The organism is Ephemeroptericola cinctiostellae, from assembly GCF_003339525.1.
Lineage (GTDB): Bacteria > Pseudomonadota > Gammaproteobacteria > Burkholderiales > Burkholderiaceae > Hydromonas > Hydromonas cinctiostellae.
Genome location: NZ_CP031124.1, coordinates 2,541,762 through 2,558,869, shown reverse-complemented (window position 1 = coordinate 2,558,869; position 17,108 = coordinate 2,541,762). Strand labels below are relative to the sequence as shown.

General features: G+C 50.0%; 18 protein-coding genes. 14 read left to right on the top strand and 4 right to left on the bottom strand.

Annotated elements, in window-relative coordinates; genetic code table 11:
- Window positions 1-94: 94 nt before the first annotated feature.
- The 6 genes from ybgC (at window position 95) to adk (ending at window position 5,838) form a co-directional block, all read left to right on the top strand.
- Entirely contained in the window at window positions 95-511 is a 417-nt protein-coding gene (ybgC, locus tag DTO96_RS11620) for a tol-pal system-associated acyl-CoA thioesterase (protein WP_114563650.1), read from the top strand.
- Window positions 512-2,596: a ribonuclease catalytic domain-containing protein gene (locus tag DTO96_RS11615; protein ID WP_114563649.1), complete on the top strand. Its 2,085-nt coding sequence runs from the start codon at window positions 512-514 to the stop codon at window positions 2,594-2,596.
- Between the two features lie 3 nt (window positions 2,597-2,599).
- Window positions 2,600-3,772, top strand: coding sequence for a tetraacyldisaccharide 4'-kinase (gene lpxK, locus DTO96_RS11610; protein WP_114563648.1), 1,173 nt, complete (start codon window positions 2,600-2,602; stop codon window positions 3,770-3,772).
- Between the two features lie 313 nt (window positions 3,773-4,085).
- The gene (locus DTO96_RS11605; RefSeq protein WP_114563647.1) at window positions 4,086-4,289 is read left to right on the top strand and encodes a Trm112 family protein; all 204 of its coding nucleotides are present in this window, start codon (window positions 4,086-4,088) and stop codon (window positions 4,287-4,289) included.
- Window positions 4,286-5,074: a 3-deoxy-manno-octulosonate cytidylyltransferase gene (gene kdsB / locus DTO96_RS11600; RefSeq protein WP_114563646.1), complete on the top strand. Its 789-nt coding sequence runs from the start codon at window positions 4,286-4,288 to the stop codon at window positions 5,072-5,074. Before DTO96_RS11605 ends, kdsB begins: the two co-directional genes overlap by 4 nt.
- A gap of 110 nt (window positions 5,075-5,184) precedes the next feature.
- Entirely contained in the window at window positions 5,185-5,838 is a 654-nt protein-coding gene (adk, locus tag DTO96_RS11595) for an adenylate kinase (protein ID WP_114563645.1), read from the top strand.
- A 298-nt stretch (window positions 5,839-6,136) separates the two neighbouring features.
- On the opposite strand, the gene DTO96_RS13000 is transcribed toward adk, so the two are convergent.
- Window positions 6,137-6,322: a hypothetical protein gene (locus tag DTO96_RS13000; protein ID WP_225972507.1), complete on the bottom strand. Its 186-nt coding sequence runs from the start codon at window positions 6,320-6,322 to the stop codon at window positions 6,137-6,139.
- Between DTO96_RS13000 and trmB the strand changes: the two genes are divergently transcribed.
- Window positions 6,293-6,979: a tRNA (guanosine(46)-N7)-methyltransferase TrmB gene (gene trmB / locus DTO96_RS11590; RefSeq protein ID WP_373277843.1), complete on the top strand. Its 687-nt coding sequence runs from the start codon at window positions 6,293-6,295 to the stop codon at window positions 6,977-6,979. The two genes, DTO96_RS13000 and trmB, sit on opposite strands and share 30 nt — an antisense overlap.
- A 37-nt stretch (window positions 6,980-7,016) precedes the next feature.
- Window positions 7,017-7,451 (top strand): pilin, encoded by a 435-nt coding sequence (locus DTO96_RS11585; RefSeq protein WP_114563643.1) that lies wholly within the window; start codon window positions 7,017-7,019, stop codon window positions 7,449-7,451.
- 278 nt (window positions 7,452-7,729) lie between these two features.
- Here the strand turns inward: DTO96_RS11585 and serB are convergent, their stop codons facing one another.
- Both serB and thiD read right to left on the bottom strand, forming a co-directional pair.
- Window positions 7,730-8,575, bottom strand: a complete 846-nt coding sequence (gene serB / locus DTO96_RS11580; protein ID WP_114564045.1) for a phosphoserine phosphatase SerB — start codon at window positions 8,573-8,575, stop codon at window positions 7,730-7,732.
- Between the two features lie 304 nt (window positions 8,576-8,879).
- The gene (thiD, locus tag DTO96_RS11575; RefSeq protein WP_114563642.1) at window positions 8,880-9,782 is read right to left on the bottom strand and encodes a bifunctional hydroxymethylpyrimidine kinase/phosphomethylpyrimidine kinase; all 903 of its coding nucleotides are present in this window, start codon (window positions 9,780-9,782) and stop codon (window positions 8,880-8,882) included.
- A gap of 272 nt (window positions 9,783-10,054) precedes the next feature.
- On the opposite strand from thiD, the gene DTO96_RS11570 reads away from it, so the two are divergent.
- The 6 genes from DTO96_RS11570 to tadA all read left to right on the top strand — a co-directional run bounded on the left by DTO96_RS11570 (window position 10,055) and on the right by tadA (window position 14,354).
- Complete coding sequence (locus DTO96_RS11570; RefSeq protein WP_114563641.1) at window positions 10,055-10,219, top strand: rubredoxin; 165 nt, start codon at window positions 10,055-10,057, stop codon at window positions 10,217-10,219.
- A gap of 277 nt (window positions 10,220-10,496) precedes the next feature.
- Window positions 10,497-10,808, top strand: coding sequence for a 50S ribosomal protein L21 (rplU, locus tag DTO96_RS11565; RefSeq protein WP_114563640.1), 312 nt, complete (start codon window positions 10,497-10,499; stop codon window positions 10,806-10,808).
- A gap of 81 nt (window positions 10,809-10,889) precedes the next feature.
- Window positions 10,890-11,144 (top strand): 50S ribosomal protein L27, encoded by a 255-nt coding sequence (gene rpmA, locus DTO96_RS11560; protein ID WP_114563639.1) that lies wholly within the window; start codon window positions 10,890-10,892, stop codon window positions 11,142-11,144.
- 351 nt (window positions 11,145-11,495) lie between these two features.
- Window positions 11,496-12,683 (top strand): Obg family GTPase CgtA, encoded by a 1,188-nt coding sequence (cgtA, locus tag DTO96_RS11555; RefSeq protein WP_114563638.1) that lies wholly within the window; start codon window positions 11,496-11,498, stop codon window positions 12,681-12,683.
- Window positions 12,680-13,834, top strand: a complete 1,155-nt coding sequence (proB, locus tag DTO96_RS11550) for a glutamate 5-kinase (protein ID WP_114563637.1) — start codon at window positions 12,680-12,682, stop codon at window positions 13,832-13,834. Before cgtA ends, proB begins: the two co-directional genes overlap by 4 nt.
- A gap of 1 nt (window position 13,835) precedes the next feature.
- The gene (gene tadA, locus DTO96_RS11545) at window positions 13,836-14,354 is read left to right on the top strand and encodes a tRNA adenosine(34) deaminase TadA (RefSeq protein WP_114563636.1); all 519 of its coding nucleotides are present in this window, start codon (window positions 13,836-13,838) and stop codon (window positions 14,352-14,354) included.
- Window positions 14,355-14,495: 141 nt separating this feature from the next.
- On the opposite strand, the gene DTO96_RS11540 is transcribed toward tadA, so the two are convergent.
- The gene (locus DTO96_RS11540) at window positions 14,496-16,967 is read right to left on the bottom strand and encodes a penicillin-binding protein 1A (RefSeq protein WP_114563635.1); all 2,472 of its coding nucleotides are present in this window, start codon (window positions 16,965-16,967) and stop codon (window positions 14,496-14,498) included.
- Window positions 16,968-17,108: the final 141 nt, after the last annotated feature.

Here is a 17,108-nt window from a genome sequence, read left to right as displayed (position 1 = left end):
ATTGTTCTGTGTTAAAATATCGTTTTTTTATGGTGGGCTGTGTGCTACAGGCCTTTAATCATCGTAATCGCCTCAATGGCACCTCAGGAGTTGTATGAAGCCTCATCCCATTTTTCATTTACCGATTAAGCTTTATTTTGAAGACACCGATGCCTTGGGCATTGTGTATCACGCCAATTACCTCAAGTATTTTGAGCGTGCGCGTACCGAGTGGTTTCGTGAGGCGGGCTTGAATCACATGGAGTTGGCGCGCCAGACGGGCGTGGGTTTTGTGATTCGAAAGTGTGAAATGGAGTGGTTGTCTCCGTTGACATTGGATGATCAAGTGATCGCCACAGCGCAAGTCACCAAGATGGGCAATGCATCGGTGTATTTGGAGCAAACCATCGTGCGGGGTGAAGATGTGGTGTGCCGCGGCCATCTTTTGATGGTGTGTGTTGACTTTGAAACAAAAAAACCAAAAACGATTCCCGACGTTGTGCGTCATGTTTTTGATACTGTGAATGCTTAAATGAACACGATTTTTTATGAACAATCAGGCAAGTTGATTGCAGCGCAGGTCATGGAGCAAAAAGAGCACCACGTGCATGCGAAAGGTCAAGGCTCGTCACTATTGAAAATCAAGTTGAAAGACGTGTTGTTGCAAGGGGATGTGAGTGAGCCGTCGAGCCAAGCGATTGCGCTGAAAATTGACGACATGGTGGCACAAGCAGATTTGCCTTTTGTGTGGGAGTGCGCGCCCGAAGGCGTATTTGAGTTCGGCGAGTTGGCGCGTGAATATTTTGGCAGCAGTGCGAGTGTGTTGGAGCAAGCTGCGATGTGGCAAGTGTTGCATGGGGCGCCGATTTATTTTGGGAAAAAAGGCCGAGGCCAATTCACACGTCAGCCCGCAGAGCAAATTGAAGTGGCATTGGCGGCGGTGGCGAAAAAAGAGGAACGTTTGCGCATTCAGGCAGGGTGGGCGGATGAGTTGGTGGCAGGGCGTGCGCCCATTGAAGTGCTGCAGATGCGCGATGCCATTTTACAAAAGAAAAATGCCAATGACATCACCTACAAAGCCGTTTTGGCCGCTGCTGAGCACTTGAATTTGACCGTTCCGCAAACGCTGTTGCACGCAGGGGCATTCAAGAATGCATTTGAGCTGCACCGAGCGACATTTTTGGCTGAACATTATCCGCAAGGCATCGCGGCTGAGTTGCCGATGCCACAGTTTTCTGCCGATGATTTGCCTTTGAATGATGCACTGGATGTGTTTTCGATTGATGACAGCATGACCACCGAAATTGACGATGCGTTTTCGGTGCAGCTTTTGAATGATGGGCGTCATCGCATTGGTGTGCACATTGCCGCACCGTCATTGGCGGTCAAGCGCGATGATGTCGCGGATGTTCATGCATCGAATCGCATGTCCACCATGTACACGCCAGGTGAAAAAATCACCATGTTGCCAGATGCGTGGGTGCAATGCTTTAGTTTGGACGAAGGCACGATTAAACCCGTTGTGTCGATTTACGCGACTCTGGATGTGCATGCTGATGTGCCATTGAGTGAGGTTGAAAGCAAAGTGGAGCGCATCAAAATGGCCGCCAATTTGCGCCACGATGTGCCCGCAATGCAATTGACCAACGATGATTTGAATGGTGAACGCAGCGATTATGCCTATGCCAGTGCATTGAAAGTGTTGTGGCAGGGGGCTTTGAAACTCAGTGCGCAGCGCGATGCCATGCGCGGCAAACCTGAGAACAACAACCGTGCTGATTTTTCCTTCACGATCGATAAGTCCATCGAAGCCGTTCCTGTGGGTGATGAATTGGTCACTATCAGCCAACGCATGCGCGGTTCACCGATTGATAAAATTGTGTCGGAGTGGATGATTTTCGCCAATGTGAACTGGGCGCAGATGCTTGATGGTTTGCGTGTTCCCGCGCTGTTCCGCACACAAAGCAACATCGGTGTGCGCACCTCAACCCATGCCCAACCACATTTGGCAATGGGCGTGCCTGCCTACATGTGGTCGACCTCGCCTTTACGCCGTTATGCCGATTGGTTCAATCAAATGCAATTGTTGGCGGCGATTGAGTATGGCGTGACGGCACCGATGCAAGCACCGTTTAAAGCCAAAGAAATTGATTTGCTCAAGCGCATGAGTGCTTTTGATGAAAAATACAAAGCGTACAATGAGCAGCAAAACAAGATGGAAAAATATTGGTGCTTGCAGTGGGTCAATCAACACATGAACGATGGTGTGTATGAAGGCGAAGCGATTGTGGTCAAAGACGGCGTTCTGCGCTTGGCTCAAGTGCCATTGTACATTCCTTGTGCAACCCTCCCTGAGGGGCTGCCCATGCAGTCTCGGCTCAAGGTTCGCTTGTCTGGTGTGGACTGGGTGGCATTGACTGTGGGTGTGTCGGTTGTTGATGTTGTGGCACCACTGGTTTCTGCGACGGATGCGGTGTCCGTGCCTGTGGAAGATGAACTCAAGTCAAATGATTTGAGCGGGTTGAGTGAATCACATGAGTTGCCCGAAACCTCAACATCGGATAACGTTTCTGAGTTGGCTTCTGCGGCCATCAACGAAACAACTGAAACCCAATAAATCATGATACAGCCGATCGAACACTCGCGAGCAACGCGCACACAAAAAAGCTTTGCTGACAAAAGTGAAGCGCATGAACGCGCTCAGCGTGAAGCATGGTGGTTGAACCTGTGGCAAACCAGAAGCTGGCGCACCGCTTTATTGTGGCCGCTGTCATTGGTGTATGAGTGTGTTGTGATGATCCGTCGCTTGTCGTATCGCTTGGGCGTGTTGGACGTTTACCGTGCACCTGTGCCCGTGGTGGTGGTGGGTGGTATTTTGGTGGGCGGTGTCGGCAAGACCCCGGTGGTCGGTGTGCTGGTCAAAACCTTGCTTCGGGCGGGATACCATCCCGCCATTGTGGCGCGTGGTTACGGGGCATCATCGCCGGATGGCAAAGTGGCACCGACGGAGGTCACTCGCAACAGTTTGCCTTCTGAAGTGGGTGACGAGCCGTTACTGCACCTTGTCAGCAGCAACGCCCCCGTTTGGGTGGGTGCAGATCGGCCTGCGGTGATTCGTGCATTGTGTGAAAAGCACCCTGAGGTCGATGTGATTGTGTGCGACGATGGTTTGCAGCACTACCGCATGTCCCGTGACATTGAAGTGGTGGTAATGGATCGGCGCGGTAAAGGCAATGGCTGGTGTTTGCCTGCGGGTCCTTTGCGTGAACCCCCGTCGCGTTTGGCTGCTGCCGATGCGGTGGTCTGGCACCAGCGTTGTGAAAGCTTATCAGAAGTTCAGGCGGCGCGCCAAGAGGCCGTGTTCGACCCCAAGCAGCGCAATCATTTTTCGTTCAAAAGCTATATTTCTGACGCTTACAGTTTGTTTGATCCAAGCCACCGTTTGCCGCTGTCTTTTTTTGGCGGTAAAGACACATTGGCTTTGGCTGGTATTGCCCAGCCCGAAATGTTTTTTAAAATGTTGCAGGCACATAATGTTGTTGGGCACACCATGGCCTTGCCTGATCATTTTTCGTTTGATGCTGCATTTGTTAAACTCATGGATTCACGCCATGTGAAATATGTGCTGATGACTGAAAAAGACGCAGTGAAGTACCAACACGTGATACAAGACAATCCTGAATACCGTGACCGCCTGTGGGTGGTGCCTTTAGAGGTATTGAACACACCCGAACTGCAGCGTTTAGAAACATATTTGATTGATCGTTTACAAGGTGTTGAACATTCGGAGTGAGTCTATTGAGTTGATCGCATTGCGGTTGCACGCACAGCAAGCCGTGTGGCGTGTGACTCAAACCGTGTTTTTGCCTTGCACAAACCTCCGTGAATCCAAAGCACCCTGACAATCAAAGATCGGATGGTTTGTGATTTTGAATGTGTTCACGCGTTGTGAGTTGAATAAAAAAGCAGTTACAATCAATGAATGCGGAGAAAGCCAGCAAGCCGCATTGATTGGGCTCGTGATGACTTGATTGACTGTTCATCACAGTAAAAAATTTTTAACCCATTGGACACACACGTCCAATCCATCGAAAAATAGGAAATTTATGTCAAACCCATCATGGTTGAATGTGTTGCGTTGCCCTCAATGCAAAGGCGAATTGACGCAGGCAGAGCACGAAGGTGCAGCGGGTTTGAGCTGCACCGCAGATGCTTTGTTTTACCCGATTCGTGACGGCATGCCGATCATGTTGATCGAACAAGCCATCGCATTGAATGCTGTCGCCGATGTTGCTGCTGACGCATCATGAATCACGCATTTCACGTCGTCATCCCGGCTCGCATGGGCAGCACACGCTTTTTTGGCAAACCTTTGGTTGAAATTGCAGGGCGCGCCATGGTGTTGCGGGTTGTTGAGCAAGCCCTTGCGGCGGGGGCGGACAGCGTCATCGTCGCCACTGACCACGATGATATTTTTAAATGCGTGACCGATGCAGGCTATCTCGCCCACATGACCGATGCCGATCACCCGTCGGGCACTGATCGCATTGCGCAAGTGGCTGTCGAAAAAGGGTGGCATGACAATGACATCGTGGTCAATGTGCAAGGCGATGAACCTGCGATCGACCCCGCCTTGGTTGCGGCTGTGGCGGCTCGCCTACATGCCTCAAGCGACAGCGTCATGTCCACGGCCGCTCATGCCTTGAGCAGCGCCGCTGATTTTTTAAACCCCAATGTCGTTAAAGTTGTACTGGATGACGACAACCGCGCTTTGTATTTTTCACGTGCACCCATCCCCTATCCACGTGACGCCATGCGAGCAACAGGTGGTGAGCCATTGACCGCTTTACCCCACGATTTACCCGCCTTGCGCCACATGGGGATATATGCCTATCGGGTTGGCTTTTTGAAGCAATATGGTCAGTTGCCTGTCAGCATTTTGGAGCAATATGAGAGCCTTGAGCAGCTTCGCGTCTTGGCCAATGGCCACAGCATCGCTGTTCATGTCAGTGATGCCGCCGCTGCGCCAGGGGTCGATGAACCCACCGATGTGGCACTGGTCGAGGCTTATTTGCAAGTGCGAGGCGGTTGCTGACTTGACCCGCAGGCCAGACTGCGGTAAGGTTACGGGTTAAAGGGGCTGCAATGTTCATGCCCAACGTGCTGGAGACGCACGGTAAAAATTTATAAATTGTTGAGGACATCATGCGTATTATTCTTTTAGGGCCGCCTGGCGCAGGTAAAGGCACTCAAGCCACTTTCATCAAAGAAAACTTCAGTATCCCCCAAATTTCCACGGGCGACATGCTGCGTGCTGCAGTTAAAGCGGGTACACCGCTCGGCATCGAAGCAAAAAAAGTCATGGACGCAGGGCAGCTCGTTTCTGACGATCTGATCATCAACCTCGTTAAAGAGCGTTTAACCGAAAACGACTGTGCGCAAGGTTACTTGTTTGATGGCTTTCCACGCACCATTCCACAAGCCGACGCCATGAAAGATGCCCATGTTGCCATCGACTACGTGCTTGAAATTGATGTGCCTGCTGAAGAAATCATCCTGCGCATGAGCGGTCGCCGTGTGCATGAAGCTTCGGGTCGCACTTACCATATTGTGTTTAACCCACCGAAAGTTGAAGGCAAAGACGACGTGACCGGTGAAGACCTCATCATTCGTGCCGATGACGTGGAAGCCACCGTGCGCAAACGTTTGGATGTGTACCAAGAGCAAACGCGTCCATTGGTTGATTACTATGGCAAGTGGGCGGACAGTGGCGATGAAAAAGCCCCTCAATACCGAAAAGTGTCGGGTCTCGGTGCAGTTGAAGAGATTCGTGCCCGCATCATCGATGCTTTGAAATAATCTTTTTTCGCTGTCATTTGGCGAAACCAATCCCCCAGTCCGTGTGACTGGGGTTTTGCATTCAATGAACAGAAAAAACAGTTGATTCAAAGTCAATGGTTTGATTTTGTTTACATTTCTGATGTTTGTCCTGTTTCTGTGACATGGGTGCACTCGTTGAGCTCCTTTGCAAGGAAGTGGTTTGACTTTAAATGCAATCTACTCTAAACACAATCTATTTTCTCGCGTAAAATCTCAACCTAAATTTATTAAAAGTATATTTTGAGGGTCGCTGTCAGATCAATGCTGCGACATCAAGTCACATCAAATTAAACTCAAGCAAAAGCAAACCATGAACCACACCCACACAGACAACACCGATCAGAACACACAAATCCATCCAGACGCTCACACGGATGAGGCGACCCAAAGTCAAACGACAGAATCGGCCGAAGTAGGCTCTGCCGATACCCCCATTTATGGCCACATCAAAAGCTTTGTTCATCGAAAAGGGCACTTTTCAGAAGGTCAGCGCCGCGCTTATGAAACCATGTTGCCAAAATTTGGCATTCCCTACGATAAACTACTTAAAAGTGCAGCGGATTGGGCGGGGATTTTTGTCAATGATCACCCCATTGTGCTGGAAATTGGCTGCGGCATGGGTGAAACCACCGCAAAAATTGCCATGCAAAATCCAGATATTAATTACATCGGCGTAGAGGTTTTTACATCGGGTGTGGGCGCTTTACTTAAGCGCATTGAGGACAATAACATCACCAACTTGCGAGTGATGCAGCACGATGCAGTGGAAATTGTGCGCGACATGATCGCCCCCGAGACGCTTTCGGGTGTACACATTTATTTCCCAGATCCATGGCACAAGGCCCGCCATCACAAGCGTCGCCTTATTAAAGCCCCATTTGTGTATGAATTGGCCAAAAGATTGAAGTCACAAGGTTATATCCATTGTGCAACGGACTGGGAAAACTATGCAGAGCAAATGATGGAAGTTTTTAATTCCGTAGATTTGTTGACAAATTACAACAAAGAGGGTGGTTTTATCCCACGTCCTGACGCAAGACCACTGACAAAGTATGAAAATCGTGGAAATAAGCTCGGTCATGGCGTATGGGATGTACTTTTTTTAAAAAGTAAGATATAATTTTTACCAGTGTAACTATATCAAAGGTGGAGTTAATATGAACGGTCGTTTGCTGAATAAAAAATTACATAATCAATTGGGCTTTACCCTTTTGGAGTTGTTGGTGGTCATCGCCGTGATTGGCGTGTTGGCGAGTTTGGCTGTGCCGCGTTTGCAGACTCAGATTCAACGTGCACGTTTTGTTGAGGTGGTGAATGCAACATCGCCATATAAGACAGCGGTTGAGAGTTGTTTGCAGGTTCAAGGTGTTCTTGGCAATTGTAATGCGGCTACGAATGGTATTCCAGCAAATGCAGCGGCTAGTAATAATGTGGCGAGTGTGGTGGTTGTTAATGGTGTCATTACTGCCACGTCTCAAAATCAAGCGGGTGTGTTTACTTATACATTAACACCTGCGATTGTTGCTGCGGGTGCTGCTAATGGTGTGACATGGGTTGTTGGTGGGACGTGTCAGGCGCAAGGCATTTGCTAATATTAATGCACTTTATAAAAAATAGGCTCGTAAGAGCCTATTTTTTATATGTGAAGATTTTCATATTTATTTGAATACTTTCCTTGATCGCAATTTTACTTGCAATCAGAGCTTTAATCGTCCGACGCGTCAAGCACGGCATGACATGACAGGAGCGATTCATGCGTTTCACTTTAACGTATGATTTTTCCAGTGTGTGTATCAGCGCTCGACTTAATGGGATTATCTTACTGTCCTCTCAAAAGCCATTTTCGTGGCTTTTGTCGCATCTCCCTCATTTACTCCAAAATCTGAATCAATCCATCCAAACCCATGTGGTTAAAGCTGACCATGGCCTGCGCTTGCACGCGCGGTTTGGCGTGGTAGGCGACGGACAGGCCGCTGATGCCCATCATGGTCAAGTCATTGGCGCCATCGCCCATACAGATCGCGCTGCTGCTTGGGACATTGAGGGCGTCGCAGTGCGCTTGCACCGTTTCGGCTTTGATGTCGGCGTTGACGATGGTGCTGGTGACGCGGCCTGTGAGGGTGTGGTCGATGATTTCAAGTGCGTTTGAACGTGTGTGGGTGAGTTGGAGGCGTTTCTGTACGGCATCGGTGAAAAAGGTGAAGCCGCCTGAAACGAGCAGGGTTTGCAGGCCGTGCGCGTGGGCGGCGGCGACCAGTTGCTCTGCCCCAGGATTGAGTTGTAGGCGTTCGTCGAGGACGCGTTGCAGGATGCTGGCGTCTGTGCCCGCAAGGATGGCGAGACGGCGGCGCAGGCTGTCATTGAAATCGGTGATTTCACCGCGCATGGCGGCTTCGGTGATGGCGGCCACTTCGGCTTTTTTACCACACATGTCGGCCATTTCATCGATGCATTCGATGTTGATGACGGTGGAGTCCATGTCCATGGCGAGCAGTTTGAAGTCCGACCATGTGTAAGTGCGTTCGAGCAGTGCGATGTCGATGCCTGCTGTTTGCGCTTCAGCGGTGAGGCGTGCACGAATGGTGGGGTCGAACAGGGTGTTTTCTAGTTTGACGCAGTTCGGGCTGATGCGGCGCAATTCACCCGGAAGGGCATGGGTGAGTTGTGCGATGAGTGTGTCGGACAGTGGGTTGGGGTGTTGAAAAGTGATGTTCATGAGATAAAAAATGGAGTGGTTTCGGAATCGGGATTTAAAGTGGTTGCGGTGATTGTGTGTGGTCGGTGATGTGTGCGTTTGGTGGCATGGATGGCATGCGCTCAAATGCATTTACTGTTTTGTCATTTACTGTTTGTTTGACCGTCTGTTTGACCTTTTGTCGTGAAACTCGTCGATGTGTCAAGTTTAGGCTGTCGTTCGATTAACCCCACGTACTGTTGATCCGTGTGAGCCGATGGGTCGTCGCACCGCTTGCCAAAAGCTTTGATTGGCTGAGACGGTGCGAGTTCCCATTGTCGTGGGTTTATTGCAATGTGCTTGGCGATGGCGTGGGGCGTTTACCGCCCACGGTTTTTTGAGGCTCAGTTGTCGCCTTTGCTTCATCGCCTTCTCGTGTCCAATAAAAGCGATCGGGAATTTTTTTGCCCATGCCCATGTTGATGCCATGCTTTAATGTTTGCCACGTGAATTCCAAACCTTCACCGACAGCTTGTGGGGTGGGTTGGCCGTGGGCAATGAGCGCGGTAATCGCTGCCGATAATGTGCTGTTTGCACCCAAAAAAGAATCGGGCAAACGCACAAAAGCGTCTGAGCGCAACAGGCCGTCATCATGAAACAGTTGATGCACCACTTGTGGCTCGGGCGCAAAAGCATCGGTCAACAGCACGTATTCGCAACCCATGCCCAGAATGGCTTGCACATGAGCGCGCGCAAGTGCGGCGGGATCGTTTTTGGCGATGCTGGAAAAATCGTGTTTGATTTCAGCCAGCTGCGCCAGTAAGGATTTTTGTGCGATCAGCAAATGCGTGTTGGGCACAATCAGTTCATGAATGGCGCGAATGATGTCGTCGGCATCGTTGTCCTCGTCATCGTCTGCGACGAGGATGGAGGGGGCAAGAATGACGGGGACTTGTGGGTAATCTGAGATGATTTCGGCGATCACGCGCACCATGTTGAGGTCGGGCAACACGCCTATTTTTATGGCGTGAATCACAGAGTCTTCAAGCAGCGTGCGTGCTTGATCGTCGATCCATTCGGCATCCAAAGGGCAGACCGCATCCAATTGAGAAAAGTCACCCGTCAATAACGCGGTGGGCACAGTAAAAGCTGAGGCTTCTAAGCTGGCGCAGGTGAGTGCATCGGCAGCGATGCCAGCCCCGCCTGTGGGATCATGGGCGTTGAAGCTCAAAACAATGGGGTAGCTCATGGCGTTCTCTTTAGTGTTAAGTGCAAAGCAATAAACGCACTTTGTGCGTGTTAATATTGGGGGTTTGATTGAAAAGCTTGCACAAAATCTAGAAAAAACAAATCAAAATCAACTCGTCCATCGGATTGTGTGTAAGTTCAATCTAAACATTCAAAACTTGAAAATTACGGCAAAAGCCCTATTTAAACACGGTCATTCGATGGTAATATTGTACCCGTTTGTGATGCGATAATGCGCATTTGAATGGATTTGTAAAATAAAAAAGGAATAACATGAAAACGTGGATGTGCTTAATTTGCGGTTGGGTTTATGATGAAGAGCTGGGCTCTCCAGAGGATGACATTGCTCCAGGTACAAAGTGGGAAGACGTGCCGATGAATTGGACTTGTCCTGAGTGTGGTGCGCGCAAAGAAGATTTTGAGATGATGGAAATATAAGCGCGTTGGTCAAATAAGCATTGATGAATAAAGATGTTGAGGATTGGAAACGTAGACACTTTGGTAGTGAGTCGAAAAAAGTAAAAAGCTAGTTTCGATTCATTTGCTTGGATTGAGGTTGTCGGAAAAGCCCAACAAAAAAGGCGTTAAAACGCAAATCAATGCCGTCAAAAAATGCTAACAGATTGTTTTACTTGATTTCTTTAAGAAAACCTTATACAATTGACCCTCTTTTCGCAATGGTGCGTAAAGAGGGGTTTAAATTTAAGGAATATTCATGTACGCAGTCATAAAAACTGGTGGTAAGCAGTATCGCGTTATCGCTGGTCAAAAATTGAAAATAGAACAGATCACTGCTGACGTTGGACAACAAATTACCTTGAACGAAGTCTTGGCCGTGGGTTCTGGCGAAGGTTTGGTTGTGGGTACGCCGTTGGTGTCAGGTGCTTCTGTGGTAGCTAAGGTCTTGTCTCAAGGTCGTCACGACAAAGTTCGCATTTTTAAAATGCGCCGTCGTAAGCATTACCAAAAACGCCAAGGTCACCGTCAAAACTACACTGAAATCGTTATCGAAACAGTTAACGCTTAATCGGTTTTTGTCGGCAAGTTTGATTTAACGCTGATGTGCGAGAAGTGCATCGGGTTTGAAAATTATGTAAAGGATGTCATCATGGCACAAAAGAAGGGCGGCGGCTCGACGCGAAATGGTCGTGAATCGGAATCGAAACGCTTGGGCGTGAAAATGTATGGCGGCGAACACATCGTTCCTGGCAACATCATCATTCGCCAACGTGGTACTGAGTACCATGCAGGTGAAGGCGTGGGCATGGGTAAAGACCACACCTTGTTTGCTTTGGTTGAAGGCAAAGTGCAATTCGCAGTTAAAGGCGCACAAAAACGCCGCACTGTGAGCGTCGTGTCTTAATCGATTCGATTGCATTGCATAAAAAAGCCCCAGACATGGGGCTTTTTTTGTGGGTGAACGTTTGAGTGCGTTTATAATGGAACAGATGCGGGTATTTTTGTGAGTGATGTTGGGTGTATTTGAGTGAAGCTCATGCCAAATCATGGTGAAAAATGAATGATGTGGTTGGTTTTGAAGCGGGCCAGCATGCTGGTTCACTGGCTTTGTAGGGTGGGCATGAAGCTGAGACCGTCACCTTACATGGTTGCGTGGCGAAGTCAATGTGGTGATGCGCCATGCAATATCAGACATTCTTTATAAAAATACCCAGAAATAACCAAACATAACACAATAAATAGATTGGATTAAACAATGAAATTCATTGACGAAGCAAATATTGACGTCATCGCGGGCAATGGCGGCAAGGGCGTGGCGAGTTTTCGTCGGGAAAAAAATAAACCTGATGGTGGTCCTGATGGCGGAGATGGCGGCGTGGGCGGCAGTGTGTATGCGCAAGCGGATGATAACCTGAACACCTTGATTGACTATCGTTATACCAAGAAGTTTTTGGCGCAACAAGGTGAAGCGGGGCGTGGTTCGGATTGTTATGGCAAAGGTGGCGATGACATCACCCTGAAATTGCCTGTGGGCACGATGATTTACGATGGCGAATCGGGTGAGTTGTTGCATGATTTGGCGGTCAATGGCGAGCGTATTTTGTTGGCAAAGGGCGGTGAAGGTGGTTTGGGTAACATTCACTTTAAATCATCAACCAATCGCACGCCCCGCCAGTCAACGCCAGGTACGGCGGGTGAGCGTTTTTCTTTGCGCTTGGAATTGAAAGTTTTGGCGGATGTGGGTTTGCTGGGCATGCCAAATGCGGGTAAGTCAACCTTGATTACGGCGGTGTCGAATGCGAAACCGAAAATCGCGGATTATCCATTCACGACCCTGCACCCCAATCTGGGCGTGGTTCGTACAGGCATTGAGCGCAGTTTTGTGATTGCCGACATTCCCGGTGTGATTGAGGGTGCGGCCGATGGTGCGGGTTTGGGGCATCGTTTCCTGAAACATTTGCAGCGCACGCGCGTGTTGCTGCATTTGGTTGATTTGGCACCGATGGATGAGCACACCGATCCTGTGTATGAAGCTCGCGCGATTGTGGAAGAGTTGCGCAAATACGACCCTGCTTTGTATGATAAACCGCGCTGGTTGGTGTTGAATAAGCTGGATATGATTGCTGAAGATGAGCGCGCTGAACGTGTGGCGGCGTTTGTTGAGGCGTACGGTTGGACGGGGCGTGTGTTTCAAATTTCGGCGGCGACCCGTGAGGGAACGGAAGAGTTGATGCGCGAAGTACAAAATTTCGTCGATCAAGTGAAATTCGAAGAGGATCGCGCGAAACAAGAGCGCGAGCAGGTTGAAAAAGCAGCGAAAATCATTGCCGATCGCGAGGCGCAAGTGCGCATGGAGCAGATCCGTGCTGCAAAAGCGGCGGCGATTGAGGCGCGTTTGGATCGACAAGCTCATTTGGATGGAGACGTTGAGGGGCAGGCATGAGCGATTGGAATCTCGCTGCTGATTTAGCGACGGCTTCGGCTTTAAAATTGGCCAAGCGCGTGGTTGTGAAAGTGGGTAGCAGCCTTGTGACCAATGAAGGGCGCGGTGTTGATGCCGATGCAATTGCCAATTGGGCCGCGCAGATTTCGGCCTTGCGCGCATTGGGCAAAGAGGTCGTGCTGGTGTCCAGTGGTGCCATTGCTGAGGGCATGAAGCGATTGGGTTGGCACAAGCGTCCGACCAATATTGACGAGTTACAAGCGGCGGCGGCGGTGGGGCAAATGGGGTTGGTGCAGGTGTATGAAAGCAAGTTTGCAGCTCATGGCATCACGACCGCGCAGATTTTATTGACCCATGCCGATTTGGCTGATCGCGCACGCTATTTGAATGCACGCTCGGCGATGTTCACGTTGCTGCGCTTGGGTGTGGTGCCGATCATCAATGAAAATGACACCGTGATCACCGATGAAATTAAAGTGGGGGACAACGACACATTGGGTGCCTTGGTGGCGAATTTGATTGAGGCCGATGTCTTGGTTATTTTGACCGATCAAGCGGGTTTGTTCACCGCAGATCCACGCAAAAACCCTGCGGCTGAATTGATTCAAACGGCACCCGCAGGCTTGCTGACGTTGGAGCAAATGGCGGGCGGTGCGGGGAGCAACATTGGCACGGGCGGCATGTTGACCAAAGTGTTGGCGGCCAAGCGTGCCATGAGAAGTGGTGCGCACACAGTCATTGTCAGCGGTCGTGAGGCACATGTGTTGCCACGTTTGGCGAGTGGAGAACGGATTGGCACGGAGTTAACCGCCAGTGTGGCTTTGCTCACGGCACGCCAGCAATGGCTGGCCGATCATTTGCAATTGCGCGGTCAGGTGGTGCTGGATGCAGGGGCGGTGCGTGCCGTAAGAGAAAGTGGGAAGAGCGTCTTACCGATTGGTGTGCTGCAAGTGCGTGGTGTGTTTGAGCGTGGCGATGTGGTGGCCTGTGTCGATGAGGCGGGCATTGAAGTTGCTCGCGGCTTGGTGAATTACAGCAGTGGTGATGCCGTGCGCATTGCCCGTCATGCCAGTGATGCATTTGAACAATTGCTTGGCCGTGATGCGGATGAGGCAGAGTTGATTCATCGCAACAACTTGGTGCGGGTTTAACATGTCCAGTGGGATGCTTTCTTGGGGCTCTCCTGAGGAGCGCGATGCCTATTTTATGGGGCTTGCATTGGAGGCTGCGCGCTTGGCTTATGCTGCGGGTGAAGTGCCTGTGGGTGCTGTTGTGGTCTGCCATGATGTCGTGGTGGCAACAGGATTTAATCAACCCATCGGTTTACATGATGCAACGGCGCACGCTGAAATGCAGGCTTTGCGGGCGGCTGGTTTAATGTTAAACAATTACCGTTTGCCTGAGTGTGAATTGTTCGTGACTTTAGAGCCTTGCTTGATGTGTGCGGGTGCGATGATGCATGCACGCATCCGTCGGGTGGTGTTTGGTGCGTATGATCATAAAACAGGTGTGGCGGGGTCGGTGATGAATGTGTTTCAAAATGAACAAGTGAATCACCACACCCAACCGATCGGTGGGGTTTTGGCGGATGAGGCACGTGCGGTGTTGCAACAGTTTTTTAAAGAGCGGCGCGTGGCTAAAAAAGCACCAAAAGATCAGGTTGAGTTGTGACTGTGTGATGGGACTGTTGATGGGGTTGAGTGATAAGACTGAGTGATGGGTGCAGTTTTTGGTGTTGTGTGTGCTGTGTTCACCCCATCAACAAAGCAATAAAAAAAGCGAACCAACGGTTCGCTTTTTTTGCACTATGTTTTATGGTTTTACAGGTTGTGCAACCGGTGGCTTGTAGACAAAGGGTGCCAGAGGGTCTGGGCCTGCTGCTTTTGGTTTGGCCGCTTCTTTGACGTCTGCTTCATTGACCTTTTCTGCGGCTTGACGTGCTTCGCTGTTGGACGGTGGGACGGCATTGCTGTCGACATTGAGTTCTTCAGGGGCTTTGTTGGCGTGCCCGCCACCATTGCCCGTAGCGCCTGTGGACAGGTTGTTGCCGCTGTCAAAGCTGTCTGTGCGGTTTTCAATTTTTTGTTTATTCAATGCGACGCGCATGTAGTTCATCCAGATGGGCAGTGCCAATGTGCCGCCAAATTCGCTTTCACCCAAAGACTTTGGTTTGTCAAAGCCCATCCAAGCGATGCCCACCAGTTTGGGTTGATAACCATTGAACCATGCATCAATGGCATCGTTGGTGGTTCCTGTTTTACCTGCAATGTCTGAACGGCCAAGTGCCATCGCTGCGCGTGCTGTGCCATTGCGCACCACGCCTCGCATCAATGAGTCCGTCATGGCTGCATTTTTCTCAGTGATGATGCGGTTGGCGGGATCGCCTGCCTTTTTCGGTTGTGCTTGCAAAATCACAGCGCCATTGCGGTCAACCACTTTGCTGATAATGTAGGGGTTGACTTTGTAACCGCCATTGGCAAAGACACCGTATGCACCTGCCATTTGCCAGCTGGTGGTTTCAATTGCACCGAGCGCGACGGTTAAATATTGATCAATTCGGTTGGGTTCAAAACCAAAACGCGAAGCATATTGACGGAAGTAATCGTTACCCACACTTTGAAGCAGGCGGATGGACACCATGTTGCGTGAGCCAGCCAATGCTGTACTTAAAGGGATGGGGCCTAAAAAGCGACCATCCGAGTTTTGTGGCGTCCATGAACCCACTTTGATGGGGGTGTCATCAACAATTGAGTTGGGTGTGAGGCCGAGTTTTTCCATTGCGGATGAGTACACGAATGGTTTGATGCCTGAGCCTGGTTGACGGTAGGCTTGTGTGACATGGTTGAATTTGCTTAAGTTGAAATCAAAGCCACCAACCAGCGCGCGGATGGCGCCATCTGTGCTGGACATGGCGACGAATGAGGCTTGTACTTCAGGCACTTGGGCGATTCGCCATGTGGCGTCGTCTGTGGACTCAACCACTCGAATGACCGAACCCACTTTGATGGCAATTTTACTGGATGGGTTGAGCGCACCTCGAGCCAATCCCAAGCCTGAGCCTGTGATGCTGATGTTTTCGCCGTCGGCCAAGATGGCTTTAATCGCTGTGCCTGATACTGCTGTGACAACGGCTGCACGCATTTCATCAAAATCGTTGTGCTCATCAAAAATCTTGTCGAGCGCTTTGGTTTGCTCTTCAGGTTTGCTTGGTAAAGGGTAGGTGGCTTCTGGGCCATGATAACCTTTGCGTCGATCGTAACTGATCACGGCATTGCGAACGCCGTTGTAAGCAGCCGTTTGTTCCGTGCTGTTGATGGTGGTGTAGACTTTTAAACCTTCTGTGTAAGCTGCTTCTTTGTAACGGTCAAACATCAATTGGCGAGCCATTTCAGCAACGTATTCAGCATGCACCGCGTATTGTTGGTTGATTGAGGCGGCTTTGGTGTCTACAACACGGACGACCTCGGATTTTGCTTGCGTATATTCGGCGTCCGTGATCATGTTCAAGTCATGCATGCGTTGCAGGACGTATTGTTGGCGAGATTGTGCATTGGCACGGTTGCGAATTGGATTGTTTGCGCTGGGCGCTTGTGGCAGGGCAGCGAGCATGGCCGATTCAGCGATGGTGAGGTCTTTGAGTTCTTTGCCAAAGTAAATGTCTGCGGCGGCGGCAAAGCCGTATGCACGCTCACCCAGATAGATGTGATTCATGTAGCGTTCAAGAATTTCATCTTTGGTCAGGTTGTTTTCAATTTTGACCGCCATCATGGCCTCGTAGGCTTTACGAGACAGAGTGCGCTCATTGGTCAAAAAGAAGTTTTTAGCCAATTGTTGGGTGATGGTCGAGGCGCCTTGGGGTTCACCAGGATGCAGTATGTTGTTGATCACGGCACGGGCTAGGCCGTAGTAGTCGACACCGTGGTGTTCGTAGAAGCGTGCGTCTTCAATCGCCAAAATGGCATTTTTGAGATGGGTTGGGGTGTCTTTGAATGATGTGGGTTTACGCCGTTCGGCACCAAATTCGCCAATCAGTTGACCATCCTCGGTGTAGATTTCCATGGCCATGCGGGGTTTATAGTCTTTTAGCGTATCAACCGATGGCAGTGACGGCCAAGCCATGGCGATAAAAATGGCGGCAACGATGGGTAAAATGATGGCACCCAATACGCCCATCAACATCAAGCCCTTAAAAATACGCCATGGCAGAGCGCCTTTTTTCTTTGGCTGCTTTTCGCTGGGTTCGGGTGCATTTTGCACGGGTGTTGGGGTGTTTTCTATGCTCATTGTATGTGATTTTTATACTTAAAAGTTAGGTCAAGGCAACGCTGCTTATTGTATACTCGCACGGGTGCTTTGTGTCATAAAGCGACTAAAAAAGTAACAGAGGTGTTTTTGTGCCCTGTACCGTTTGAGCGACATCGTCGC